Here is a 26,978-nt window from a genome sequence, read left to right as displayed (position 1 = left end):
AAACGATGGCAAAGAAATCATTCGCAGAACTCATCAAAAGCCCGGGCATGCCGGTGCTCGTGGACTTTTATGCCGACTGGTGCGGCCCGTGCAAAACCATGAACCCCGTGGTGGAGAAACTGGCTCAGGACTTTTCGGGCAAACTCAAGGTCATCAAAATAAATGTGGACAAGAACCAGGCGGCAGCGCAGCAGTACCGGGTGCAGGGCGTTCCTACCTTCATGCTTTTCCGAAACGGACAGGTGGTCTGGAAGCAGGCCGGTGCCGTGCCGGGGCATCAGCTGACGCAGATCATACAGCAGCACATCACCTAAGGCCGAACAGTTCGCCTACCTACGCAGGCGCAGACGGCAGTGGGCAGGCTATACCTTACCAAATCGGCTGGCTCTTAACATCACACAAATCAGCAAAGGCTTTCTGAAGACCTCAGAAAGCCTTTGCCATGCTGGAGCCTCAGGAAAATAAAAAATATCAAGGGGGAAGCAACCTTTTGGCTATGGGAAGCATCTTTACAAAAGACACCCCTGAAAAGCTAAAACTATGAACAGTGCCATTGCCATTTTCTTCGCTTCCCTGGTTTCAGGCGTCATGAGTCTGACCGAGCTTCGCCCCACATTTTCTGATGTCGTGCAAATCCTGACTGGCGTGGAATTGGAACCACAGGAAGAAAAGGGCAAGGACCAAGAGCAGCAGGTATACAAGGTGCCTGCCTCACAGCACGCCCGAGAGAACTGCCGCACCGCCCTCTATAGTCAGGCGAGCGGAACCTGCGGGCTGCCACAGGCCAACCCGAACCGCTTTCGCCGTGGCTGAAGCCGCCACAAATCTAAAATCATGCCTCCGCCGTTAACTATTTGTTAACCCACTCCTGTTGCATGAAAATTGTAAAGACACTCCTTTTGCTGGCTATGGGCCTGCACCTAAGCTGCACTTCCGTTGCTACCCAATCGCCTGTGGAACCGCGATATGCCGTCCACATCGACCTGACGCAGGTAAAGGACGACAAGATACCCGTAACGCTGCAGGCACCAGCCATCAAACAGGGCGAGATCATCTACAACATGCCCAAGATCGTGCCCGGCACTTATTCCGTTTCCGACTTTGGCAAATACGTCTCCGATTTCCAAGCACTCGACAAGCAGGGCAACCCGCTGCCCGTCGCCCGCCTCGACACCAACCGCTGGCGTATATCACAATCCCAGAACCTGGACAGGATTACCTATTGGGTAGACGACACGTTTGACGCAGCCAAGCGGGAAGACGTTCTCTTCGAGCCGGGTGGCACCAACATCGAGGAAGGCAAGAATTTCCTGATCAACACGTTCGGCTTCGTGGGCTACTTCGACGGTCTGAAGCAGGTGCCTTACGAACTGACCATCACCAAACCCAACGGCTTCTACGGTTCTACCCCGCTGCAGGCCGTCTCGACTACCGCCACTGCTGACACCTACCTGGTGCCAAGCTACGTAGAACTGGCCGACTCACCGCTGATGTATAACCAGCCCGACACCACGGTACTGCACCTCGGCGATACAAAAGTTCTCGTTTCAGTTTACTCTCCTACCGGCAGGGTCACTTCCAAGCCTATTGCCGATAACATCAAAGACATTCTGGAAGCTCAGCGCAGCTACCTCGGGGGCAATCTGCCTGTTGACAAATACGCCTTCTTGATCTACGTGCCGCAGCGGCCTGGTAAATCCGGCTCTTACGGTGCGCTGGAGCATGCCAACTCCTCGGTATACTATCTGCCCGAAATGCCGGAGGAACGCTTTAACAGCACCATGCGCGACGTGGCGGCCCATGAGTTCTTCCACATCGTCACGCCGCTTTCCATCCAGTCAGAGGAGATCCACGACTTCGACTTCATCAATCCCCGCATGTCGAAACACCTGTGGCTCTATGAGGGCGTAACGGAGTACTTTGCATCGCATGTGCAGGTATACGAGGGCCTGATACCCATCGAAGAGTTCATGACCAAGCTGCGTGAGTACATTTACACCTCCCGCGACTACTACAACGACACACTGGCCTTTACCGAGATGAGCGCGAAGGTGCTGGAGGAGCATGAGAAGGAGTATGGCAATGTGTACCAAAAGGGTGCCCTGATCGGGATGGCGCTTGACATACAGCTGCGCGACCTTTCGGGCGGCCAGTCTGGCCTACGCGACCTCATGCAGGACCTGGCCAAAACCTATGGCAAAGGCCGTCCCTTTAAGGATGATGAACTGTTTGACAAGATCACCGAGCTGACTTACCCCGAGATCCGCACATTCTTCGCACGGCACGTGGAGGGCAGCCAGCCACTCCCTTTAAAAGAACTGTTTTCGAAAGTAGGTATAAGGTATGAGCCCGTATCGGTGCAGCTGGTGAATTCCTATGGCGGTTTCGTGCCCGGCTACGACCGTGAAGCCGATAAGATAACTGTGGCGGAGGCAGATGAAATGGATGATTTTGGCAAGCAGATGGGCTTCCGGGAAGGCGACCAGCTGCTGGCTTTCAATGGCAAGGAAATCACGCCGCTCAACATCCGGGAGATTATTGGGGAGGAGCTGCAGCAGGCCCGGCCCGGCAGCAAAATCGAGATCACGGTGGGCCGAAAAGACAGCAAAGGCGTGGTGAAACCCAAAAAACTGACGGGCAAGGTGACGCAACTGAAGCGGGAAGTGCTGCACATGCTGGAGCCCATGGAGCAGCCCTCCGAACAGCAGCTAAAACTCAGGGCTGCCTGGCTGAACGAGAGCATGCCGTAGCGCATTGACTGCTTGCCCTACCGGAAATGAAACTCCTAAAACCAGGCTACCCTGGTTTTTTTATTTGCCCCGAGAACTTATTATACCCTCTTGTGTTAATAAGCAGGTTGGCAGGATTTGCTACCTTTGCGATTATTCACCTGATTTGCACCTTGTTAGTACTATCTTTTGCCCCATGCGATTACCTTTTCTCCCCGTGTGCCTCTTCCTGCTGCTGTTTCTTTTATCCCCGGATGCAAGGGCGCAGGGCAGCTTTACGGTCAGTGGGTATGTGCGGGTCAGCGGGAGCAACGAGGCACTGATCGGGGCAACTGTGTCGGTTCCAGAGTTGCGTATAGGGGCTACTTCCGACGAACGTGGCTTTTATACCTTGCAACTGCCTGATGGCAGCCACACCCTGCAGGTGACCTATATCGGTTACGAACCCACCACCCGACCGATTCTGGTGGATGGCCAAAACCACACCGTAAATCTGCTCGTGGCACCAGCCAGCAGCAAGCTGCGTGAAGTGATAGTGGAGGCAAATTCGCTGCGCCAGAAGCTCAATAATAACCTGATGAGCGTGGAAACCCTGACCACACAGGAAGCCAAGCTGCTCCCGGCGATATTCGGAGAAGTGGACCTGATCAAAACCCTGCAACTCAAGCCTGGTGTGCAGTCCGGCGGTGAGGGCTCTTCGGGCCTGTATGTGCGTGGCGGCGGACCGGACCAAAACCTGGTGCTGCTCGACGATGCGGTGGTATACAACGCTTCGCACCTTTTCGGCTTCTTCTCGGTGTTCAACCCGGATGCCGTGGAAAGCGTGGAGCTTTACAAAGGAGGCTTTCCGGCGCAGTTCGGCGGCAGGCTCTCGTCTGTGGTAGATGTCAAGCTGAACAACGGCAACAACGAGCGCATCCGGGCCTCAGGTGGCCTGGGCCTGATCGCCTCCCGCCTGACCGTGGATGGCCCTCTCATCAAAGACAAAGCTTCCTTCATCGTTTCCGGCCGACGTACCTATTTCGATATTTTCACGCGCCAGATCAACCGGATACAGGAGGGCAAAGAGGATTTCAGTCCTATACCTGACTATTACTTCTATGACTTGAATGGGAAGGTGAATTATAAGCTGGGCGAAAAGGATGAGTTGTTCCTGAGCGGTTATTTTGGGCGGGATTTCTTCGGTTTCAACGACGAAGATTTTCAATTCAGGTTCGACTGGGGCAACAAGGTGGGGGCTCTGCGCTGGCAGCACCGCTTCAATCCCCGTTTTCAGGTTAACACGACCTTCACGGGTAGCAGTTACCAGTATAACATTAACAACAAGATCGATGTTTTCAGCTTCAACCTCAGCTCCGACATACGCGACTTGGGACTGAAAACCGATTTCAACCTGGTGCTGGATAAGGGCCATACCCTGGCTTTTGGCGCCATGGCTACCCGGCATGCTTTCACCATTGGCCGCCTCAACTTCGATTCTGACGACAATCGCCTTGCTTTCAAGGCTGGTAGCGACTACGATGCCACCGAGGCTGCCGTTTACGTATCCGACGACTTCCAGATAAATAGCCGGTTTTCGCTCAACTACGGCTTGCGCCTGTCGGCCTTCGGCAGCGGTGGCAAAACCTATACCGCTTTGGAGCCGCGTGCCTCCGGCAAGTATAACCTCACGGTAAATACCGCCCTTAAGGGCAGCTACGCCAGCATGATGCAGTACATTCACCTGGTAGCTAACTCCGGCGCATCCCTGCCAACCGACATCTGGTATCCGTCCAACGACTACGTGAAGCCGCAACGCTCGCAGCAGGTGGCGGCAGGTATCAGCCATTTGTTCGCCGATGGCCGCTACATGGTCACCAACGAATTGTACTACAAGTGGATGCACCGCCAGATCGATTTCCGGGACGGGGCCAACCTGTTCGTGAACGACAAGCTGGAGGAGGAGTTTTTGTTCGGCAAAGGCGAGAGCTATGGCAATGAGGTATACCTGGAGAAAATTAAAGGGCGCACCACCGGCTGGATCGGCTATACCTTGTCGTGGACCTACCGCCAGTTTGACGGCATAAACGAAGGCCGCCGCTTCCCGACCCGCTATGACCGCCGCCATGATCTGAGCGTGGTGCTGCTGCACAAACTGAGCAAGCGCATCCACCTGACAGGTGCCTTTGTATACAGCAGCGGCAATGCCTATTCGCTACCGGTCGCTCGGTTTGCCTTTCAGGATGTGGAGGGGAAAAACGCGACTGTGGTGCCTGTCTACAACGACCGCAACAGCTTTCGGCTGGACGCTTTTCACCGCCTTGACCTGGGTCTGGTGCTCAAGCTAAACTCCAAATTTGGCGAGTCTGACCTGATGTTTAATGCCTACAACACCTATAACCGCCGCAACCCTTACTTTGTGTACTTTGAGCAGGTGAAGGACAAGGAAAGTGACGAAACGCTGGGTTTCCGGGCCAAGCAGGTATCGCTTTTCCCGGTTATACCTTCTGTGACCTATAATTTCAAATTCTGATGAAGATCAAGCATACGCTCTATACCTTAATCCCCCTGTTACTGCTGTTGCTAGCGTGCGACATGGAGCAGGAAGTAGAAATAAACCTGCCACCGCACCAATCGCAACTGGTGGTGGAGTGCTACCTGGAGCCTGGCAAGCCGCTTCGGGCCGTCGTGCTGGAAAGCGTGAGTTATTTCTCCAACCCGCAGCTTCCGATCGTGCCCGACGCCGAGGTATTTCTCACGCACAAGGGCCGCACTGTCAAGCTGGCTTTCAGCCCCTTTCAGGACAGGGTGAGCGGCAAGTACTTTACGCACCGCAACAACAAACCGCTTGATCTGAAAGCAGGGGATGTCGTTACCATCGAGGTGAAAGACAAAAAAGACCGCCGCGTCACGGGCTCCACCACCATCCTGAAACGTGTACCGATAGAGGCTGTGGAGTGGAAATTCAATGAGAAGGGAAAAGCTTACCTGCTGACCTCGTTCCAGGATGACCCCGACGCGGAAAACTACTACCGCTACATGACACACCGCGATAGCCTGAGCCGTGGCACGTCCCGCGACTTCGTTTCCAGTGACCAGCTTACCAACGGGAAGCGCATTTCCTATGGCTCCGCATACGATTTCGAGAAAGGCGACACACTGATTGTGTCACTCTATCATATTGAAAAAGACTACTACAACTTCCTCAACTCGATTTCCGACGCCAAAAATGCCAACGGAAATCCCTTTGCACAGCCATCGCGCATTGTTTCGTCTGTGCAGGGAGGGATCGGCATCTTCACCAACCTGGCCTACGAGCGAAAGACAGTCATTATTCAGTAAACGAAAAAGGGCAGCTGTAGAGCTGCCCTTTTTCGTTGTTCCCAAGTGCTACTGCTGCCGGATCAACTCACGGATGAGCATGGTCATACGTGGCTCTGCGACGGCGGCTGCCTCCAATATATCCGATAGGATGACCTTCTTGATGCGGTCCGGCGTGCACATGTCGGTGATCACGGAGATGCCGAATACCTTCATCCCCATATGGCGCGCGGCGATGGCTTCCGGCACGGTGGACATGCCCACGGCATCAGCACCAATGCGGGCAAGGTAGTTGTACTCGGCTTTGGTTTCCAGCATAGGGCCAGGCACGCTGGCATACACGCCTTCCCGCAAATCGAACCCGGCATCCTCGGCAATCACCATTGCCTGGCGCACCATTTTCTCATCGTACACGTCGCTCATGTCCGGGAAGCGCGGCCCTAACTCATCCAGGTTCGGACCGATGAGCGGGTTGGACGGCTGCAGGTTGATGTGGTCGGTGATCACCATCAGGTCAGAGGTGTTGAAGGCTGGGTTAAGACCGCCGCAGGCGTTGGAGATAAAGAGTTTAGGCACGCCCAGCAGCTTCATGACGCGCACCGGGTGCACCACCTGGTTCATGTCATAGCCCTCGTAGAAGTGGAAACGCCCCTGCATCACAACCACTCGTCTGCCGGACAATTGCCCCAGGATCAGGCGCCCGGAGTGGCTCTCCACCGTGGATACCGGAAAATGAGGGATATCGGCGTAGTTAAGGCTGTGCTCTATCTCGATCTCTTTGACCAAGGCGCCCAGGCCCGTGCCCAAAATGATCCCGAACTCGGGCTCGAAGTTGCCCGTCTGGGCCTGTATGTACGAAGCGGATTCTCGTAGTTGCTGCATCATATCGTTACACTGTAATTTAGTTTTGAGTCTTTCATGTATTGTTTCAGGCTCGCGAAATAGCATGCTTCTTTCGACAGAGCAATAATTTAGGTATAGCTTTTTTTATCAGACAAATGACTGCCTGCCGGGTTGCAGACTTACCCTATACCTTGGCACAGGAACACTGTTCGAGCCCGCGCATGACTACCTATACCTTGAAACGGACGCAATTTGCAAAAAATGGAGCGGACCTGAAACAAAAAGCCCGCCGGTGTTATACCAGCGGGCTTTCAAATGTTATGCTCTTAGACGGGTGGCTATACCTGCCACTTTGTTTACTGAATCGTGAGTTCGTATGGCAGGCGGGCCTGTATACCTTGCATGTTCTCTACCTTTTTGTACATCTGGTAGAACGGATACAATTGACCCAGCTCGGCTTTTACGGCACTTTCCTTCACCTGCGAACCGGCTTCACCGAACATCTCCTCGAAGAAGGTCTTGCGGCGTGGCAGTTCTTTCAGGCGGTAATCACCGGTTATACCTACGCGGGCAGCGGCAATTTCAATGGCTTTCTCAAGACCACCGTGCACATCTACCAGGTTGCGTTCTTTGGCCTCTATACCTGACCACACACGGCCCGAAGCGTGCTTCTTGAGCTCATCCTGCGTCATGCCTCTGCCATCGGCTGCTTTTTGGGTAAATACTTCATAAATCTTGTTGATCTCGCGCTGTACGATCTCTTTTTCAAACGGCGTCATGGCCCGGGTAACGGTAGGCATATCGGAGTGCTTTCCTGTACCTACACGGTCCACGGTGATGCCCAGCTTGTTTTTCATGAAGCCTTCGAAATTCGGAACAATGCCGAACACGCCAATGCTACCGGTGATGGTATTTGGGTGCGCCACGATGGTATCGCAGCCCATGGCCATGTAGTAGCCACCGGACGCCGCCACATCAGACATAGAGGCTATAACTGGCTTCACCTTGCGGGTTTCCTGGATCTCGCGCCACATCACGTCCGATGCCAGCGCACTGCCACCCGGTGAGTTGATGCGCAACACCACGGCCTTCACGTTCTTGTCCTGACGGGCATTGCGGATCGCCTCGGCGTAGCGCATGCTGCCGATCTCGTCGTCGTCGCCTTCGCCATCCACTATATCTCCTTCAGCGTAAATCACGGCAATTCGGTTTTTAGAAGAACCTTCCTGATCGTTGTCCTTTGCCTTTTTGTACTTGCCCAGCGACACTAGCTGCAGTTTTTTGTCTTTTTCTACACCCACCTTCTTTTTCATGTAGTCGATGGCCTCGTCGTAGTAACCCACGTCCGTCACCAGACCATATTTCTTTGCGTCTTCGGCATCCCGCACCAGCAATTCGTCCGACACATTTTTCAGCTCGTCGTAAGTCTTGCCACGGGCTTCCGCTATTTTACGCAGCTGGTAATCGTTCATCGAGTTCAGGAAAGAGTTCATCTGCTCGCGGTTGGCCTCGCTCATTTTATCCAGGAAGAAAGGTTCCACTGCACTCTTGAATTCACCTACTTTGAAGATGGCTGGCTCGATGTCCAGTTTTTCAAGGGTACCTTTAAAGAAAAGAATTTCTGAACTGATGCCGTTGAACTCCAGCGCACCCATCGGGTTCAGATAGATCTTGTCCGCCACAGAAGACAGGTAATAGGCCTTCTCGTTGGTCATATCGCCATAAGAAACGATGAACTTGCCAGACTTTTTGAAGTCGATCAGCTCGTTACGTATCTCTTCGAGTTTGCCCATTCCAGCGTCCACAAAACGCATGTTCAGGAAAATACCTTTTACATTGTCGTCGGTTTTAGCTCTGCGGATGGATGCCTTGATCTTATCTAGTCCGTCGCCGCTGTCGAAGGAGTAGAAACCGAAAGACAAGTCGCCGAAGGGACTCTCCTTTTCACGCTCTGAGATTGATTTGTCAAGCTTGAGCTCCAACACGGAGTTTTCGGCTACGGTGATATCGCCTTTAGAAGCGGTGGCGGCAACAATGCCAACCATGATCAGCAGGCCCAGGAAGAAAAATACGAACAGGCCCACAATGGTAGCCAGCACATATCTCAGGAAATTCAACATAGGTTCTATTTAGGGTTAAAGGTTCTTTTTAAATTGATCAGGATTATAGGTCCCTGCATACAATAAACAAAAATAGGTCTTAAAGTTCAATCCATTGGCCCTATGAACAGCAATCTCGACCAATCAGACTATTTCATAGACGAAGGAAATTGGAAGTTTAGAAGTTAGAAAGTTTGGAAGTTAGAAAGTTTAGGAGTTGAGGAGTTTGGGAATGGGGCTGCAAGGTTAAATGATGCCTGCGCACGATTCGGAAAAACCGTGCCCTTTCCGAATGAAGAAAACTGCACCTTTTTAACTTCCAAACTTTCTAACTTCCCAACTCTCAAACTCCCCAACTCCTAATATCTGTACTTTTTTCCCCATTGCGCTTGTAGCTGTTTGCGCATTTCGACTTCGCGGCCGTTGTTGCCGGGTTGGTACAGGGCGGTATTGCTGAGTTCCTGCGGCATAAACTCCTGCTCCACAAAATTGCCGTCGTAGTCGTGGGCGTATTTGTAGTTGTTGCCATAGCCGATCTCCTTCATCAGTTTGGTGGGGGCGTTGCGGATGTGCAGCGGCACGGGCAGGTTGCCGGTCTGCTGCACCAACTGTCGTGCCTGCTTAATGGCCTTGTAGGAGGCATTGCTTTTAGGCGAGGTGGCCAGGTATACGGTGCATTGCGAGAGAATGATTTCCGCCTCCGGGTAGCCGATCATCTGCACCGCCTGAAAACAGTTGGTGGCCATAAGCAAGGCGTTCGCATTAGCCAAGCCAATGTCTTCAGAAGAAGCGATGAGCAGACGGCGGGCAATGAACTTCGGGTCCTCGCCCCCCTCGATCATGCGCGCCAGCCAATATACGGCCGCATTAGGGTCGGAGCCGCGGATGGATTTGATGAAAGCCGATACCAGGTCGTAGTGCATCTCGCCGGATTTGTCATACATCACGATGTTCTGCTGCGCTACCTGCTTCACCAGTTCGTTGGTCACCACCACCTCGTCTGCTTTCACGCCTTCGGCCACGATCTCGAGCAGGTTGAGCAGCTTGCGGGCATCCCCTCCCGAGATGGTCAGCAGCGCCTCGTACTCCTCTACCCGCACCTTGCGGTGGCGCATCCATTCGTCGTGTGCCAGTGCTTTGTCCACCAGTTCGATCAGTTCGTCTTTGGTGAGATGCTGGAGGATGTATACCTGGCAACGCGACAACAAAGCCGATATCACCTCAAAAGAGGGATTTTCGGTAGTAGCGCCCACCAGCGTTACCGTGCCTTTTTCCACCGCACCCAAAAGCGCATCCTGCTGCGACTTGTTGAAGCGGTGAATCTCGTCGATGAACAGCACAGTGCCTTGTCGCTTCTTGGCCTGCTCAATTACTTCCCGGATGTCCTTTACGCCGGAGTTAATGGCACTCAGAGCCACGAAGGGCACTTTCATCTGATTGGCGATGATGTTGGCCAGTGTGGTTTTGCCTACCCCGGGAGGCCCCCACAGGATCATGCTGGGAATCACGCCGCCCTCGATGTAACGGCGGAGTATGCCGGTAGGGCCTACCAGGTGTTTCTGGCCATAATACTGGTCCAGGTTATGGGGTCGCATGCGCTCGGCAAGCGGTATGTTCGGGTGAATCATCTGCTCTTTTTTTCTCCGGAATCGATCAAAAACAAAGTTACGAATTTGAGGGCAAAGCGGCAGGGAATGAACGCTTGCGCCAACTACCGTCCCGCCAGCCTTGCTACGAACTAATTGTTACGGACAAGGATTGAATCTTCTACCCATTGGTCGAAGAAACCAGCGGGTCATAAGTCAAACCCATCTTATTGTTTCATTAGCTTGATAAGCTATACCTGAAAAGGCACTTGCCAGACGGGTAAACCATTTTAACCTTGCTCCTTCTCAGGTCTGTCGCCTTTCTTCCCTTCGAAGGGCGGCTCTATTTCATTTTCCTGCTCCAACTTTTGCCGGACAGCCTTGGTGTCCCAGCGGAGCACCGGGACTCCCATAGGACTGAGGGTAGGGCGCTCATCGCCGAACAGCACGCCCCACTGCTTGAACTGCTCACTCCTGTCGAACACCACTTTGAGCATGGCAATAACAGGCAGGGAAAGGAACATGCCGGCTATACCTGCTATCTCGCCCCCCACGATCACACCCACGATGGTAGCCAGGGCATTGATCTTGACTTTGGAACCCACGATACGGGGCATCAGGATGTTATTGTCCACAAACTGCACTGCCGCAATGGTTCCCAGCACCGCAACGATCGGCCAAAGCTCCGATGACGAAGCCAGTGTAAGCAGCACCCCGATGATATTGCCAAGCAAGGCCCCCACATACGGAATCAGGTTGAGGAAGGCGAAAATGATCCCGATGAGCAGGGCATGCTTAATGCCAATGAGCATCAGGATACCACCCAGCAAAATGGTCATGTAAGTGATCTGGATGAGCAAGCCGAACAAATAGCTTTTGATGATGACCTGCATTTCACCCAATGTCTCTTCTACCTTCTCGTGGCTCTCGCGGGGGAACCATAGGAAGACAAAGCGCAGCAGCAGGTTCTTGTAGAAGAGCAGCAGAAATATGTAAATCGGCAGGAGACCAATGAAGATGACCGTACCCGTTACGCCGCCCGCCACACCGCCCAGCAGCCCCCCGGCATAGGTGAGCATGTTGTTGCTCTGCTCGCTTATAAAGTTAATCTGCTCCTGCGACGAAAAAGGGGTATGGCTGCCGATCCAGCTGCTCAGGGAGTTCAGGTGCTGCATCACGTTCTTCTGGATCGCCGGGAAATCCCGGATCAGGATGCTGATCTGGGACGAGAAAAACCAGATGATCAGGCCCAGCGCCACGATCAGAGCCAGCAGGCTGACGCCGATGGCGACGGCCTCCGGAAACTTCCGGTTCCTGAAAAACCGGTAAACGGGCAGCAGCATGATACTGATAAAAAAGGCCATCAGCAGGGGGGCCAGCAGTCCCCTACCTAGCACGATAATCCAACCCAGAAAAAACAGTCCTGTAATTTCGATGGCCCTTCTAACGGTAATGGGCATTTCCTTCATGTAGCAGTTGATTTTAGCGTAAAATTTCTATCGGTTTTCCTTATACGGTACTGACCAAATAACAACGTACCTTTGTGGCATGAGTAAACAGGTGCAGGTGCATGTGGCGCTTTTTCTGGTGGCGCTTATCTACGGGAGCAATTACAGCATTGCCAAGGAGGTGATGCCTGAGTATGTCGGTCCTTTTGGCCTGATTCTGATTCGGGTGGTTTCGGCAGCGATCTTTTTCGGCATACTGTCGCGGCTGTTGGTGAAGGAGAAGATCGTGGGGCGCGCCGATAACCTGCGGGCCATTGCCTGCGGCGTGACAGGTATAGCCGTGAACCAACTCTGCTTTTTTGCGGGCCTCAACCTGACGGCCCCCATCAACGCGGCGCTGCTCATGGTGATCATCCCGGTGGTAGTGTTGCTGTTTTCGGCGCTGCTGCTGAAGGAGCGTGTGGGCTGGCGCAAAGTGACAGGTATAGTGGCGGCCTGCTTTGGTGCCTTGCTGCTCATCAGTCACTCACGCGGCGAGGGCACGACCGGCAACATGTACGGTGACCTGCTCATTATACTCAACGCCGTCTCATTTGGCATGTACCTGGTGCTGGTAAAACCGCTTATGCAGAAGTATAAAGCGATTACGGTGGTGGCCCGTGTGTTTACGGTGGGTGCCGTTATCGTGATCCCGTTTGGCTTTCAGCAGGTGCTGGAACCGGACTACAGTGCGCTGCCGACTTCTATCTGGCTGGCCCTCGTGTTCATGGTGGTGGCGGTGACTATCCTGACCTATCTGCTGAACACCTGGTCGCTACGCTATGCCAATCCCTCGCTGGTGGGCGCCTACATTTATTTGCAGCCGGTGCTGGCCATTATCATCGCCATTGCATTGGGTAAAGATGTGTTTACACTGCAGAAAGCCCTGTATGCGTTGCTGATCTTCGCAGGAGTATACATGGTGAGCCACTCCAAACAGAATGTGCTCCAGAAAACAGCCTAGGGCAGGCAACATAGTAGGGTTTGAGCTGCTAACAGGATTTTATTCGGCGGAATACATGGCCGGCAAGCGCTGCTTCAGTTTATACTCAAAGCCAAGGCTGTCGTGCTGTATGCGGTAAGCATGCATAACCGCAATGCTGTCGCCCTCCTGCAGGGTATAGTAAAAATGACCGCTGCCGGCCCACCAGCCCCCACAAGCCGAAAGGGCATTCCGCGGAATGTCGTAGGTGCGGTACATCTCCGGAGCAATGACGGAGCAGGTATAGACTGTGTCGATCAGGTAGCTTGTTTCCAGCTGGTTGAGGTACACCACTGCCTGTGGGTCGTCCTCGTCGGCGTTGCGCAGTTCCTCACACTCCAGGTCGGCTTTTACCCAGGTGCTCATGTCATAGGCGGGCTGTTCAAGTCTGCTGGAAGTGTGCTCGGGCTCGCTCCTGTTGCAGCCAAATATGAGGGCACAGAGTGTCAGCAGCGGAAAAGCGTATTTCATAAAAGGAGGTTTTGCTTCCTTCCAAAGGTATACATAGAAACGCTTCGGTGCATCATCAGACTTCCCTTTTCATGACGATCATACCCCGGTACATCTCCTTCATTTGCTCAAAGTCGAGTTCGTGGGTACCGCATTTCGTAAAGCCGTTGTGTTCGTAAAACTCTACTGACCGGCTGCTGTCCATCGCCTTGAGCCACACGATGCTTTTGCCTTGCTCGAGGGCATATTGCATGGTAAAATCAATGGCCCACTTGCCTATACCTATACCTGAAGCACGCTCCAGCAGGTATAGCCGCTCCAACTCCAGGCACTCCGCGTCGGTGTAGCCCTCCAGCGCCTTGTCCTTGTTTAGCTTCAGGAAACCGACCGGCTCATCCTGCTGATAGATCAGGAAAAAGGCTGTATTGGGGTCGGTCAACTCAGCGCTTAAGGCTTCTTCTGTAAAATAATGTGCTTTGTACCACGCTCCACCATCCTGCCACAGATAGGTGTAGTGATCGTCGTAGGCGGCAAGGGCAATTCGCTGGAGCAAGGCCAGGTCATTTGTGCTGCAGGGCAGTATGGCAATATCTGTCATAAGGGGTAGGTCAATCCGGGTTGGTTTATACCGAAAACAGCCTTTATACTGCGAAGCTTACTATTTTGTGACGCCCAGTCGCCACTTCTTATCCAAATAATAGAAAAAACCGGTGACTTGGGGTATCCCTCATTCTGATATTCTGGAACCATACAGCGCAGAACCCTATCTGCCAATACGTTTACAACACAACTCACGACTGCTTAAAATCGTATTTAACTCACAGAAAATCAACAAAATATGAAAAACTTAAGGATAGTATGTTTTACAATTTTGTCGGTGTTTCTACTAGGTAGTTGCGCTGGCACAGACGGATGGAGCAGTAAGAAGAAGGGCGCCGTAATAGGAGGTGCAGCAGGTGCCGCAACGGGCGCTGCCGTGGGGGGCACGAAAGGTGCCGTAATTGGAGGCACAGCCGGTGCGGTTGGTGGCGGTGCCATAGGCCGCAAAAAGGACAAGAAGAAAAAGGAACGTCAACGCGAACGGGAAAACCGCGAAAACCAAAATGAACTATAGGCTATACCTGTCAACATAAACTAAAAAAAGCTGCCCGGGATTCTGGCAGCTTTTTTTGTTTTTACACACCCAGCCTGCCGCGCAGCATCTGGTAAGTAGCCTTACTCACAAGGCTCAGCACACGTTCATCGGTCAGCTCGCTATACTTTAGCGGGTTGTTCTTTATTATATAATCTGTGTAATATTTCACCAGCTTGTCTTTAATAATTTTCTGGTAAAGCTCTTCCGGGTTCTTATCGGCGTTGTTGCGGATGTCAGCGGCCAGTTCTTCGTTCAAGGCCATACTATTGGCATAACCTTCTATAACCTCTGCACCTTCCGGTGAAACCTTCTCCTGAAAGCGCAGATTGATGATCTCTACCACTTCCGCTACAGTAGCCATTTTAGAAACCGACGTTACATTACCGCCATTATTACCACTTCCTTCTCCTCCTTCACCATCGTCTTCATCTTCCTCCGCTGTGGTAACATCAACTTTGGAAATGTCATAGTTTTTTAACTTCACATGGCGCATTTCTGCCTCTAGTTCAGCAGCTGTCATGGTCGTATCCAGGTACTTATAAAGCAGGCTGGAGAACAGGTACAACTCGTGCAGTTCGCCTTGCGGAATATGGAACAAAGTGCGGATGTAACTGAAAAAGTTCACATACCGGCTCAACAGAGTGCGAAATACTCTTCTCTCTTCAACATCAAGTTTAGCTTCTACAGCTTTTTTGATGAAGACTAAGTATGCGTAAAGTGCTGCCGCATCTTCGCCCTTTTCGCTATGGTACAAAGCCAAGCACTCTTCCACATCTACAGCCGTAAACACACCTTTCTTTAACAGCTCGTTCTTCAGTTCGTACAGGTCTTCTGGTCTGGCATCTTTATGGCTGGTTACCTGCTTCTGGTATTTTTTGAAAGCGGCAATAATGTTGTCGTAAGAGTTGGTAAAATCTACCGTGAGTGTGTCATCTTTGCCTGGTGCGGTGCGGTTCAGGCGGCTTAGGGTCTGCACAATGTTTTTCGGGTCCGACATAGATTTATCCAGGAACATGGTGTGCAGCAGCGGTTCATCAAAGCCTGTCTGATATTTATTGGCAACTATTAGGAAACGGATGGTACCATCTTTCTCAAAGGCTTCTTCCAGCTTACGCTCCTGCAGCACGGCTGCGTTCATGCCAGCTTCGGTGAAGTTTTGCCCGTTGTGATGTATAGTACCGCTAAAGGCAACCAGCGTTTTATACTTCAGCCCTCTCTTCTGCAGCACCTCATCCATAAAAAGTTTATACTTTACGGCAGCCAATCGGCTGCTGGTGACTACCATGGCTTTGGCAAGGCCATTAATTTTATTCGCCGTCTGCTTCTTAAATGTGGTGGCAATTATACCGCACTTCTCTTTGATCACCTCGTCATCTTCAAAAGCCTTTTTCTTTAAAGCGCTGTAGATCTGCAGGGGCGGGTATTCCTTTTCGCTATCGTATTTGTAGTTGAGTTCGTAGAGCGTTTCGTATGCAATTACATTCTTTACCACATCTAGAATGTAGCCTTCTGCTATGGCTTCATCCATAGAGTAAACATCAAATGGCTCCCATTCCCCCTTTTCGTTTTTGCGGCCAAAACGCTCCAGTGTTAAATCGCTTGGGGTGGCGGTAAGGCCGATAAAGCAGAGGTTGGGATATACTTTTTTTGTTATATCGCCAGCCAGTTTTTCCAGTTCGTCTCCGGTGCCTGCATCAAAGGTATCGGTCATTTTTTCGTGCAGGTTGCCTTCCTGACTGCGGTGTCCTTCGTCAATGATCACGCATATCTTTTTGCCAGTCTGGTTTTCAAGATCCTTCAGGTGCGAGAACTTGTGAATAGTAGATACTACTACTTTATAGTTTTTCTGCAGGGCATCTTTTAGCGTGATGTTGCTTCCCGATGTTTTATCGGTGTAAGCCACAACACCGGTGCTGTCGATGGCGCCTTTAAAGTTGTCGGATATCTGGCCATCTAAGTTTACGCGGTCGGTTAGTACCACCACGCTATCAAAAAGGCGGGTATTGTTTACATGCAGGTTGCGCAGGTTTTGTACGAGCCACACAATGGTATTACTCTTACCAGAACCAGTAGAGTGCTGCACCAGGTAGCGTAAGTTAAGTGTGCCGGTACGCTCTACTTGCCCGGCAATATCGGAACAGATGCGGCGTACGCTGCGCTGTTGGTGATAACGCGGAAATATCCAGTTGCTGTGCTTGCCCGAGTAAAGGTAGGTTTCGATGTAGTTAAGCAGCGACTCCGGCAACAGCACTTCGTGGTACAGGTAATGCACCGGATACTCCTTTTTATCTTGCCAGGCATTTTCAGGGGTGCGCAGTATCACTTTGTTAAACGGCCTGAAATCTTCGGCAGATGGCGGACGGCCAAAAGAGGCTGCCATCATGGCTGTTTCGTTATCGCAGACGATATGCAGAAACGGTAGCGTGAACACAGGCAGGCTTAAGTCGCGTTGCAGGTATTGCTTGATGGCCTCGCTATAGCTACCGCTAGTGCCAATGTTTTTGAGCTCGATAGACACGATGGCGAAACCATTCAGGAACAACACAATGTCTACAGATTTTTTATGATCGGTGGTGCCGTGCTGGTTACCGCTCTCGAAATGGTACTGCCTAATATAGCTGAAGCGGTTTTTTAAGTGTAGTGCCTTTTGCCTTGTATCGCTAGCTTTTGCAGGTGCAAAGTAGACCAGGTTCAGGTGTATCTGAGAGTTTATTTCAAGACCGTCTTTTAGGATCTGGAACAGGCGCTTGCTTTGGAGCGCCTTGTTTAGCTTGTCGGCTATTTCGCTGCGCCACGTCTGGCCATATTCTGTTTTAAGCTGCTGTAATTTCTCCGGCTGCGTTGCCTTCAGAAACTCTACCAGTTCATCAGTGTGCAGGCAAAGGTTTTGGGCGATATCTTTGTGGTGACGCTTGTCAAAACCAGCTACCTCCAGCTGATGGCAAAAATGGTTCTCAAAGGCGGTTTCATTTGGCTTTGGCATGCGCTGTGAAATGGTTGGCTTGTTTTTAGAGTATAAATATCGAAATAAATAGTGTAATTCCTATTAAACAGGTTTTATGGCAACGATTAACCTTTGTAGGGACAGGTCGCGACATGTTCGAATTATGCACTGGCAAATTATCAGAATCAGAATTTTCAGGATTCAGGGATTTACAGGATTTCGCAAAAGAGCAATTCTTCTAAATCCCTGAATTCTGCCAATCCTAAAATCCTGTAAATCCTGGGGGTTGGGGCCCTCGATGATTCAGACAACTACTCCTGCCTCCTGCTGCTCGAAATAACGGGCCGGCACTTTTACCTTTCCCGTTACGGCACTAAATATCTCTATCTTCCGCACTTCCTGTAGCTGGCTGATCTGGGCTTCTAGGTTGGTAATGGTCTGGTCAATAGCTGAAGTATACTTGTCCAAGTATAAAGCAACGGCTTTTTGCTCTTCAGAGTTTGGTACAGAAAATGACAGGTTAGCAATAAAATCCCAGCTTACCCTTGGCATTTTTGCGCCATACGTTGAGTTAGAAGCTATATCCGTGAAAGCCTGATTCAGCAAAGTATAGAAAGCATAGCCTGGGTATATTTTGTACTTGCACCTAAAGACATAGAAGTCTCCGACAGCTGCCCCTGATTCTTCTGCTTTATGTACCTTTGCTAAGTATGGTCTTAATTTGCCGTAAAGTATATCGTCTTTTTCAAAAGCTATACCTTCGCCTTCAAATACTGAATCAGATTCGACAAGTTTACCTAACCCACTTATTATATTTTCTAAAGCGATTTTGTTTCTGTCACCTGTAGCTCTTTCGCTTACGAGCCCAAGAATGTTCTTACCACGCTTCACCTCCCAATGTTCCGGAATCTTGCCGAGCCATTCTACGCCGCTATCTTTTAGGAGCACATCGGGGTTAAGGCCTTTGGTAACGGCTTTGTTTATTTCGATCTGACGCAGCTCTTTCAGTCGCGCTATCTGCTTCTTCTTATTTTTAATCAGCTTGTCGAGCTTCTGCGTGTGGTCGTCTAAGTATAGAACAATGGCTTTTTGTTCGGAGTGATTAGGTATAGCAATTTTAAGTCTCCGTATTACATCCTGACTTATGTTAGGTTGGCCCCCACCGTAGGCTCTCCTAATAATTTCATCTCTAAAACCAAGCAACCAGTAGAAAGTGTACTTTATACTTAAAGTATGGCTGTTGTTGATAGCGCAACACGCTTGGTTAGTACAGGCATAAAAGTTAAGTATACAAAGTTTACCTATAGTTGCTCCGTACATTGCCATCACTAAAGTTCCTTTTGGGTACACCTTGAGCACAGAATGATCTTGCATAGCAAGTTCAGTTACGCTTTTCTGACATGAGTTTAAAATGTCATCATTCAAGTCTCCTGTATTTAACCAAGGAGTTGTGCCATTTTCGTAGTATCTCGGGCTGCCAGCTTCTGGTGTTGTTCCACTACCAATGTCAGAAAATTGGCTACCCAATTTTCTGACCTCCCAATGTTCCGGAATTTCCCCGATCCACTCAACACCGCTATCTTTATAGAAATCGTATTCCTCCATTACAGGGTAAGTCCTAAGTCGTTCAACAATGCTTTGTTCTCCTGTTCCAGCGCCACAAACTCGCCCAGTACCTCCTGCAGCTCGCGCAGCGGCTGGTACACGTAAAACTCTTTGTTGAACGGTACTTCGTAGCCTTTCTCTTGTTTGGTTATTGTCCAGCACTTTTCTACCTCGCGGTTCAGAAATGCCTCCACATCCTCTTTCCAGGGTATAATCTCGGTGTCTTTCACTATTTTAGGCACGCGCACCGTTGCCATAAAACTCAGGCGGTTGCCGTTTACGCGCTTGTTTATAGTCAGCTGCCGGTCTGGGGTGTTATACTTGTCGGTAAATTCGGTATCGGGCTTTAGCTTTAGTGTATAGTTCTTCACCTCTTCCTCCTGCTCTTTGCTCAGCATTTCCTTCAGGGTTTTGGCATCGGCCTCGAAGTATAGTTTCAGTTTGCCCTGCGGTATACTGGCCACTAAAGTTTCGTAGGCAGGCAGTCCGTCTTCGTCCAGCTCTTCCAGGTCCAGGTATACTTTGCGGTAAGCAAAATCGTGTTGGTCGTATATTTTGGAGAATTCGCCCTCGGTAAAGTCTTTGTGCAGCTGCACGATGTCTTCTATCTGGCGCTCTGTAATATCTTTGCGTTTGTTGCCCAGGCTGCGCTGGCGTTTTTTCCAGAAGCTGGTACCGTTTATCAGCTGAAACTTGCCATCGCGCTCCGTGCCCTGCTTGTTGTTTCGCAGTATCCAAATGTAGGTGGCAATGCCGGTATTGTAAAACAGGTCGGTTGGCAGCGCCACAATGGTCTCCAGCCAGTCGTTCTCGATGATGAACTTGCGTATCTCACTCTCGCCAGAGCCTGCATCGCCCGAGAAAAGTGGCGAGCCGTTGTGCACGATGGCAATTTTGGAGCCACCCATTTCGGCAGGTTTCATTTTAGAGATCATGTGCAGCGTAAACAGCAACTGCCCGTCCGAAGAGCGCGGCAGCATGGTATCGTGGAAGCGGCCATTGCTGTTGGCTATCACTTTGCTTTTGATGTTTTTCCAGCTTTTGCCATAAGGCGGGTTCGAGAGCATGTAATCAAACTGCTCGCCAACAAAGCCGTCGTCGGTTAGGGTATCACCTTTCTTTATTTCGGCTATCTCGCCTTTCAGTATAAGGTCGGCTTCGGCAATGGCCCAGGTTTTGTCGTTTACCTCCTGTCCGTAAATGCGTACGTTGGCTTTCGGGTTGATATGCTTTTCGATGTACTCTTTGGCTGCCGTAAGCATACCGCCTGTACCGCAGGCCGGGTCGTAGATGGTCTTCAGTTCGCCATCTTTTATACCGTCCTCGTCCATACCCAGCAGCTGTATCATCAAGTCAATCACCTCGCGTGGTGTATAGTGCTCCCCGGCTTCCTCGTTGTTCTGCTCCGAGAACTTGCGCACCAGCTCCTCAAAAATGTACCCCATTTTTATGTTGGATACATCTGCTGGGTTCAGGTCTATCTCCGAAAAATTCTTGATCAGGCTGTAAAGTATCTTCTCGGAGTGCAGCTTGGTCAGGTGCGCCTTTATCCCAGATTTTTCGATAATCTCTCGGATGTTGTCGGTATAGCCGTTCAGGTAAGAAATAAATTCGTTTTTCAGGCTGGTCTCGCTCTTGCCTTCCAGGCTCTTCAGGGTTTCACCGCTGGTATTATCGAACTTGAGCTCCTGCAACAGTTTGTCGCTTACAATCTTTTGCTGTACCTCTTGCGGAAGCGCCTTCAGGCTGTCCCTAAGTTCTTCGATAATTTCCTGCTTTTTCTGTTCCCACACGTTCTCAATCCTACGGATGAGCACCATCGGGTAAATAATATCGGGGTATTCGTTGCGCTTAAAAATATCGCGCAGCACGTCGTTGGCGGTGTTCCAGATCAGGCCAACTTCTTTGCTTATATCGGTGTCTCGGTTTATCATGGGGTTAGTATATGGCTGTGGCAAGTTATTTCTCTGCCAATGCTTTTTGGAGTTCGTAAATTTTGTACCAGTAAAAGAATGCCTCCGGATTCGACTTCTTCAGCTTGTTCAGTTTGGTGTCGAAAGGTTGCTCAATTACCCAGTCAGCCATCTGCTTAGTGTCTGTGTACTTCTCTATTGTCTTGCCGCCTGCTTTTACAATAATTGCCAGATAAGCTGCCTTTGAGGCACACACAATGGCTCTATCTGGGTGGTAGTTCTCTGAAAATATAAAGTTCTTTATCTGCGTTATACCTCTACTTAGTGCCGCATAATTACCTTTACCACTTTGGCCTTTGGTGCAAATTGTGAGCGCTGTATCATAGATATCATCCAGCACATCGGCTGGCAGCAGTTCTAGATTCCTGTAACCAAGTTCAGTTGTTGCAAATGCATTGAAAGTTGCACATACTACTTCGCCATCTTCAGCGTGTGCACAAATGCAGCCGATGTCGTACATCTGCTTGATGATTTCCATGGCCCGACTATGCCCATTCTTCTCGTAAGGTATACCTGTTGTGTTAGGGGCAAAGGCTGTCAGCTTATCCCCTAGAATATCCTCAAACGAAGGCACCTGTACCATGAGCGGCTCGCCTTCCTGCTGCACAAAAGCAGAGTCCACAGGTATAGAAATAATATTCTGATAAGCCGGCTTCTCGAAAAGTATATCCAATAATATATACTCTTCTACCTGGTTGGTTTTGTGCGCAGGTGTATAGTAGAATTTGTAATGTGCCTTTTCAATGTCAGAGTTCTGGTTTCTCTCATGCAGTTCGAAACGGTTAAAGCCCTTGGCTGAAAGTATATCTTCAAATGCGGCCTCCATCTCTTCCGTCTTCTCCGGCATAATGACATCGATATCGATGGATAGTCTTTTCGTGCTCCCCAACATCAGCATCAAAGCCGTTCCGCCCTTAAACACAAAAGGCAGCTTTGCTTCCACTAATCCTTCCAGCAAAAGCAAAGCCCTTATTACCTTTTCAACTAGAATTTTATCAGCTTTCCTGTTCTTTTTAGACACTTCAGAAAGCCAGTCTATATCTAAAGACTTTTGAGAAATCATATTTCAAATTTTCGGCAGTAAACTTAAATTACTGCCAAATTATAGTTTTTTAAAAAAGTGGTCAACTCTTCTTTTTTCTGCTTCCTAGCGGCGTATCGCAGCATTTTACTCTGGTTAATGGTGTACTTTTCAAAAGCATTCCTAAAGATGTGCGTCATCTCAAAACCTCTCAGGAATTCGAATTCATCGTCAAACATTACATCAACCAGGAGTTTCTCAAGTGTAACTGTTGTTACCTTGCCAGTTTCCTGCACAGGGGCTTCTGTTACCAACGGCCGGACAAGTATGGCATTTTGCACCCCATGTACATATGCATTTCGCAAGTCCTTGGAAGACTTATAGAAGACATATTTATACTTTTCTTCCAGCAGATAATAAACAGACTCTACAGAGTGCCGCTCTACTTCTACAATAGTAAACTTGACATTAGGAATATGCTGCACAAATTCTTTAATAGCATCCAAGTTCCAAATGCAGCAATCGAGAAAAGGTAAGTCCCTTTTAAGATGATTATAAATAGTAACTTCTCGCCTACCTATTTCAGGCTCAAAGCTTATTTCCTTGCCAATTTTATATAAACCGTGACCAATGCGCTGAATTACCCCTTTATCCACTAAATGATGTACTCTCCAATAAATTGTGCTCATTGGTGCATTATCACCAATGCTTTCATAAAAGGAGGAGATATCAGAAGTAGAAAAGGCTTCTGCTTCTTTAAATTCCTTTTTAAGTTCAGATATGTGGAGTTTTTTATCGATTATCAATCATATTTTTATGTACTCAAATGAATCAAATAATCGGCAGTAAATCAAATTTACTGCCGATTATTTGATTCATTACATTTGCTTCGCAGCTAATAAGACACTCAAAGGTCTAGAAGACAAGGCAGCTTTTTGGGTTTTATCTCCTCCCCCGTTTCCCTTTTCCGCCTCTTCCTGCCCCCTTGCGCTTCTCGCTTTTAGCGGATGAAGACGAAGCCGCTTCCATAAAGTCCTGGGCTGTGAGTGGGTATGGATGCTGATCGACCACAGGTATAGCCTTGCCCGTGAGGTTTTGGATGGCGATGAGCAGCGGCGTTTCGCTGGCCCCGCAAAATGAGATGGCTATACCTGCAGCCCCTGCCCTGCCGGTGCGGCCGATGCGGTGCACATAGGTTTCGGGCTCAAAGGGCAGTTCGTAATTGATGACATAGGGCAACTCCTCTACATCTATGCCTCTGGCTGCCACGTCGGTCGCGACCAGCACCTGGGTTTCGTTCTGCTTGAAGCTCTCCAGTACCCGCTCCCGGTCGCGTTGCGCTCTGTCGGCGTGTATGGCTTCGGCTGCTATACCTGCCGCGTTCAGTTCTTTGGCCAGTTTGTCGGCTCCCTCTTTGGTGCGCATAAAAACCAGCGTTCGCGCTCTACTTGCCTGCTGCAACAAATACAGGAGCAAGGGTGTTTTGTTGGCCTTCTTCACATAATACAGCTCCTGCCGGATAGTGCCCGCCGGTGAAGACGCCGGACTCACTTCCACGTTTACAGGTGCTGTGAGTATCTTTTTTGCCAGCTTTGCGACTTCAGGCGCCATGGTCGCCGTAAAGAACAGGGTCTGGCGCTTCTCAGGTATAACCTGCAGCACCCGTTGTATGTCCTGCACAAAGCCCATGTCCAGCATACGATCCGCCTCATCGAGCACCAGCAATTGCACCTGCTTCAAGTCCACAAAGCCCTGATCCAGTAAATCCAGCAGACGGCCTGGGGTGGCCACCAGGATATCTATACCTGCCTGCAGCGCCTCGGTCTGTACTTTGTAGGGCACACCACCATACACCGCCAAATGCTTCAGCCCGGTATACCTGCCATAAGCCGCGAAACTTTCCGCCACCTGACTCGCCAGCTCTCGGGTCGGCGTGAGAATCAGCGCCCGGATTGTAGGCGGGGCAGTCGTGGTTTGCTGATGCAGCAACTGGAGAATTGGGAGCGCGAAGGCCGCTGTCTTGCCCGTGCCCGTTTGGGCAGAAGCCAGCAGGTCGCGCCCCTGCAGCACCTCTGGTATGGCCTGGACCTGGATAGGTGTGGGCTGGGAATAGCCTTCTTCTTCCAGGGCCTGTAGAATCGGGGAAATCAAGTGTAATGCTTTAAAATTCATGGGGGCGTGCGGTATAAAGGCAGGCCAAGCAGGCCGGCAATTTGGTTTACAAAGGTATGGGGATGCGACACATGGCGCTATACCTGGGCACAACAAAAAACGGCGGGAATATTTTTCCCGCCGTTTCTCGTTCAAATCTTATGCGATTAGGCCATCACCTCATTCAGGTTGGGCAGGCGCAATCTTCCAAAACGGTGCAGGGTGCTCAGGTGCGAACGCACCGCCTCTACAAAGGTCTTGCTTTCCAGGTAAGTGAGGTTAAACTCGGCTGCCGTCTCTTTCACGATTTCGGCGATGGCCGGATAGTGCACATGGCTGATACGCGGGAACAAATGATGCTCGATCTGGAAGTTCAGGCCGCCCACATACCAGGAAAGCAGCTTGCTCTTGCGCGAGAAATTTGCCGTCGTGTTGAGTTGGTGAATGGCCCAATCGTTCTCGATCACGCCGGTTTCTGATGGTAGCGGATGGCTGGTACCCTCCACTGTATGCGCCAACTGGAACACAGTAGAAAGGATGATGCCGGCCACAAAATGCATCAGCACGAAGCCAAGCAGCACTTCCAGGAAGGGTATACCGAAGATTAGCGTTGGAGCCACCAGGATCGAGAAGAAATACAGCACCTTAAATGCTACGATTTTCAGGAAGGCACTCGTGTTCTGCGCTTTGGAGTTGGCGTTTACACCGCTTCTGATAAACCGGAAGAACTGCAGAAAATCCTTCAGAATCACCCAGTACAGCGTCAGCAAACCATAAAAGAAGAAGGCATAAACCCACTGTACCTTATGGAAAAAACGCACGTTGGTATGCGGCGAGAAGCGCATGAAAACCATATCATCGATGTCCTCGTCCATCTCCACTACATTGGTATAGGTATGGTGCAGGATGTTGTGCTGCAGCTTCCAGTTAAAAGCGGAGGCACCCAACAGGTTCACAGAGTGCGCCATCAGGTAGTTCAGTGTTTTGCTCTTAGAGAAAGCCCCGTGGTTGGCGTCGTGCATCACGCTCATGGCCACTCCGGCCACACCAATGCCCATCACAAACCATAGGACCAGGCTAAAGACCAGACCCGGTGTAAGGGCAAGCAATAGTACGAAGGGCACCACATAGAGCAGTAACAGCACGATGCTCTTGATGAGGATATGGGAATTGCCTGATTTAGGCAGGTTATTTTCTGTAAAGTAGGCGTCCACACGTTTGCGGAGCGTCGGAAAAAAGAGGCTTTTGTCTTTGTTTACGAATTTTACTTTGCCTTTAAGCTTCATTTAATAATCTTGATAGTATGTAATACGGGCCGCACAATCAGCACTAGGTTTTACGAAGGTGACGAACGGTATGTTAATCGTTTATACCTTACCTAATTCTGGTTAATCCTGCTGTCGGCACCTTAAAGTCTGAGAAAAAAGACTCCTTCGAATGCCAGTACAAGCGGATGGATGCGCAAAGCGGACGCAAATATAAAAGGGAAATGCGATCTGATAAGCGTCCGGTGTCATATTTGATTTTTAGCCAATAGCCTCATTCATGTCCGGCAACCTGCCGAAACGGTGTAGCGTGGCGATATGCGACCGGACGGCCTGCCCAAACGTCTCGTTTTCGAGGTAAGGGATGTCGAATTCGGCTGCCGTCTCTTTCACTATTTCGGCGATGGCCGGATAGTGCACGTGGCAAACACGCGGGAACAGGTGATGCTCGATCTGGAAATTAAGTCCCCCCACATACCACGACAATAACTTGCTGTGGCGCGAAAAGTTCACAGTTGTGTTCATTTGGTGTATGGCCCAGTCGTTTTCGATGCGGCCATGCTCATCGGGGCGTGGGTGACTGGTCCCCTCCACCGTATGCGCCAGCTGGAACACCACCGTGAGCACAATACCGGCCACAAAATGCATCAGCAGAAAGCCAATCAGCACCTGCACAAACGGAATTCCAAAAAACAAGGTAGGCACGCCCAACACAATGAAAAAGTACAGCGCCTTCATCGCCACCAGCTTCAGAAGCCAGTTTCTGTTCTCAGCGGCGGTATTGGTGTTCACACCGTTTTTGATGAAAAGGCCATATTGCACGAAATCTTTGGCTACCACCCAATAGAGCGTTAGGAGGCCGTAAAAAACGAAGGCGTATACCCACTGCAGCTGGTGGAAGAACTTAACCTTGCTATGGGGGTTGAAACGCAGCACCAGTCTGTCCTGTATATCCTCGTCCATTTCCACGACATTGGTATAGGTATGGTGCAGGATGTTGTGCTGCAGCTTCCAGTTAAATGCCGAGCCGCCCACCAGGTTTAAGGTATGCCCCATCAGGTCGTTGATTCGCTTGCTTTTGGAGAAGGCACCGTGGTTGGCGTCGTGCATCACACTCATGCCTATACCTGCCACGCCCAGTCCCATCACAAACCAAAGCAGCAGGCTAAGCGGCCACGCAGGCTGAAAAGCCAAAACCATCACAAAGGGCAATATATAGCAAAGCAGCAGCACGATACTCTTGATGATCATCGTCGTGTTAGCAGTTCTGGATATGTTATTCTCCTGGAAGTAGTGATCTACTCGTTTGCGAAGTGTCGGAAAAAACAGGTTTTTGTCTTTATTAACAAATTTTACTTTGCTTTTGAGCTTCATATAAAGGGCGATACGTGATAGAATTATAACTCAC

21 protein-coding genes are annotated in these 26,978 nt (G+C 50.3%); 7 read left to right on the top strand and 14 right to left on the bottom strand.

Going from position 1 to position 26,978, the window contains the following annotated elements; translation table 11 throughout:
- Positions 1-5: 5 nt before the first annotated feature.
- From trxA to H9Q13_RS07705, 5 genes are all read left to right on the top strand, one after another.
- Positions 6-314, top strand: a complete 309-nt coding sequence (trxA, locus tag H9Q13_RS07725; protein ID WP_191183181.1) for a thioredoxin — start codon at positions 6-8, stop codon at positions 312-314.
- Positions 315-540: 226 nt separating this feature from the next.
- The gene (locus tag H9Q13_RS07720) at positions 541-813 is read left to right on the top strand and encodes a hypothetical protein (protein WP_191183180.1); all 273 of its coding nucleotides are present in this window, start codon (positions 541-543) and stop codon (positions 811-813) included.
- 62 nt (positions 814-875) lie between these two features.
- Complete coding sequence (locus H9Q13_RS07715; protein ID WP_191183179.1) at positions 876-2,750, top strand: M61 family metallopeptidase; 1,875 nt, start codon at positions 876-878, stop codon at positions 2,748-2,750.
- A gap of 175 nt (positions 2,751-2,925) precedes the next feature.
- Positions 2,926-5,241, top strand: coding sequence for a TonB-dependent receptor (locus tag H9Q13_RS07710; protein WP_191183178.1), 2,316 nt, complete (start codon positions 2,926-2,928; stop codon positions 5,239-5,241).
- Positions 5,241-6,050 carry a DUF4249 domain-containing protein gene (locus H9Q13_RS07705; RefSeq protein ID WP_191183177.1) on the top strand — a complete coding sequence of 270 codons (810 nt, stop codon included), beginning with the start codon at positions 5,241-5,243 and terminating at the stop codon, positions 6,048-6,050. The genes H9Q13_RS07710 and H9Q13_RS07705 overlap by 1 nt, the downstream gene beginning before the upstream one ends.
- Before the next feature lie 48 nt (positions 6,051-6,098).
- Here H9Q13_RS07705 and H9Q13_RS07700 read toward each other — a convergent pair whose 3' ends face one another.
- The 4 genes from H9Q13_RS07700 to H9Q13_RS07685 all read right to left on the bottom strand — a co-directional run bounded on the left by H9Q13_RS07700 (position 6,099) and on the right by H9Q13_RS07685 (position 12,026).
- Positions 6,099-6,914: a purine-nucleoside phosphorylase gene (locus H9Q13_RS07700; protein WP_191183176.1), complete on the bottom strand. Its 816-nt coding sequence runs from the start codon at positions 6,912-6,914 to the stop codon at positions 6,099-6,101.
- A gap of 314 nt (positions 6,915-7,228) precedes the next feature.
- Positions 7,229-8,992, bottom strand: coding sequence for a signal peptide peptidase SppA (gene sppA, locus H9Q13_RS07695; protein ID WP_191183175.1), 1,764 nt, complete (start codon positions 8,990-8,992; stop codon positions 7,229-7,231).
- A 338-nt stretch (positions 8,993-9,330) separates the two neighbouring features.
- Positions 9,331-10,599, bottom strand: coding sequence for a replication-associated recombination protein A (locus H9Q13_RS07690; RefSeq protein ID WP_191183174.1), 1,269 nt, complete (start codon positions 10,597-10,599; stop codon positions 9,331-9,333).
- Positions 10,600-10,847: 248 nt separating this feature from the next.
- Positions 10,848-12,026, bottom strand: a complete 1,179-nt coding sequence (locus H9Q13_RS07685; protein WP_191183173.1) for an AI-2E family transporter — start codon at positions 12,024-12,026, stop codon at positions 10,848-10,850.
- Positions 12,027-12,105: 79 nt separating this feature from the next.
- Between H9Q13_RS07685 and H9Q13_RS07680 the strand changes: the two genes are divergently transcribed.
- Positions 12,106-13,008: a DMT family transporter gene (locus H9Q13_RS07680; protein WP_191183172.1), complete on the top strand. Its 903-nt coding sequence runs from the start codon at positions 12,106-12,108 to the stop codon at positions 13,006-13,008.
- 39 nt (positions 13,009-13,047) lie between these two features.
- Here the strand turns inward: H9Q13_RS07680 and H9Q13_RS07675 are convergent, their stop codons facing one another.
- Together H9Q13_RS07675 and H9Q13_RS07670 are read right to left on the bottom strand one after the other, a co-directional pair.
- On the bottom strand, positions 13,048-13,497 hold the full coding sequence (locus H9Q13_RS07675) for a hypothetical protein (RefSeq protein ID WP_191183171.1): 450 nt from the start codon (positions 13,495-13,497) through the stop codon (positions 13,048-13,050).
- Positions 13,498-13,552: 55 nt separating this feature from the next.
- Positions 13,553-14,074 carry a GNAT family N-acetyltransferase gene (locus H9Q13_RS07670; RefSeq protein WP_191183170.1) on the bottom strand — a complete coding sequence of 174 codons (522 nt, stop codon included), beginning with the start codon at positions 14,072-14,074 and terminating at the stop codon, positions 13,553-13,555.
- 279 nt (positions 14,075-14,353) lie between these two features.
- On the opposite strand from H9Q13_RS07670, the gene H9Q13_RS07665 reads away from it, so the two are divergent.
- Positions 14,354-14,590: a glycine zipper domain-containing protein gene (locus tag H9Q13_RS07665; protein WP_317173882.1), complete on the top strand. Its 237-nt coding sequence runs from the start codon at positions 14,354-14,356 to the stop codon at positions 14,588-14,590.
- Between the two features lie 61 nt (positions 14,591-14,651).
- Here H9Q13_RS07665 and H9Q13_RS07660 read toward each other — a convergent pair whose 3' ends face one another.
- The 8 genes from H9Q13_RS07660 to H9Q13_RS07625 form a co-directional block, all read right to left on the bottom strand.
- Positions 14,652-17,594 carry a type I restriction endonuclease subunit R gene (locus H9Q13_RS07660; protein WP_191183168.1) on the bottom strand — a complete coding sequence of 981 codons (2,943 nt, stop codon included), beginning with the start codon at positions 17,592-17,594 and terminating at the stop codon, positions 14,652-14,654.
- 264 nt (positions 17,595-17,858) lie between these two features.
- A complete protein-coding gene (locus tag H9Q13_RS07655; protein ID WP_191183167.1) occupies positions 17,859-19,160 on the bottom strand; it encodes a restriction endonuclease subunit S in 1,302 nt (433 codons plus the stop codon).
- Positions 19,160-21,094 carry a class I SAM-dependent DNA methyltransferase gene (locus H9Q13_RS07650; protein WP_191183166.1) on the bottom strand — a complete coding sequence of 645 codons (1,935 nt, stop codon included), beginning with the start codon at positions 21,092-21,094 and terminating at the stop codon, positions 19,160-19,162. The genes H9Q13_RS07655 and H9Q13_RS07650 overlap by 1 nt, the downstream gene beginning before the upstream one ends.
- A gap of 25 nt (positions 21,095-21,119) precedes the next feature.
- On the bottom strand, positions 21,120-22,091 hold the full coding sequence (locus H9Q13_RS07645) for a nucleotidyl transferase AbiEii/AbiGii toxin family protein (protein ID WP_224744140.1): 972 nt from the start codon (positions 22,089-22,091) through the stop codon (positions 21,120-21,122).
- A gap of 128 nt (positions 22,092-22,219) precedes the next feature.
- Positions 22,220-22,960, bottom strand: a complete 741-nt coding sequence (locus H9Q13_RS07640; RefSeq protein ID WP_191183164.1) for a DUF6577 family protein — start codon at positions 22,958-22,960, stop codon at positions 22,220-22,222.
- Positions 22,961-23,096: 136 nt separating this feature from the next.
- Positions 23,097-24,326: a DEAD/DEAH box helicase gene (locus H9Q13_RS07635; RefSeq protein ID WP_191183163.1), complete on the bottom strand. Its 1,230-nt coding sequence runs from the start codon at positions 24,324-24,326 to the stop codon at positions 23,097-23,099.
- Between the two features lie 146 nt (positions 24,327-24,472).
- Positions 24,473-25,591, bottom strand: a complete 1,119-nt coding sequence (locus H9Q13_RS07630) for a fatty acid desaturase family protein (protein ID WP_191183162.1) — start codon at positions 25,589-25,591, stop codon at positions 24,473-24,475.
- Between the two features lie 240 nt (positions 25,592-25,831).
- Positions 25,832-26,944: a fatty acid desaturase family protein gene (locus H9Q13_RS07625; protein WP_191183161.1), complete on the bottom strand. Its 1,113-nt coding sequence runs from the start codon at positions 26,942-26,944 to the stop codon at positions 25,832-25,834.
- Positions 26,945-26,978 lie beyond the last annotated feature (34 nt).

The organism is Pontibacter aquaedesilientis (assembly GCF_014773225.1).
GTDB classification, from domain to species: Bacteria; Bacteroidota; Bacteroidia; order Cytophagales; family Hymenobacteraceae; genus Pontibacter; species Pontibacter aquaedesilientis.
The sequence above is the reverse complement of the archived record's forward strand: the minus strand, read 5'-3'. Positions and strand labels throughout refer to the sequence as shown.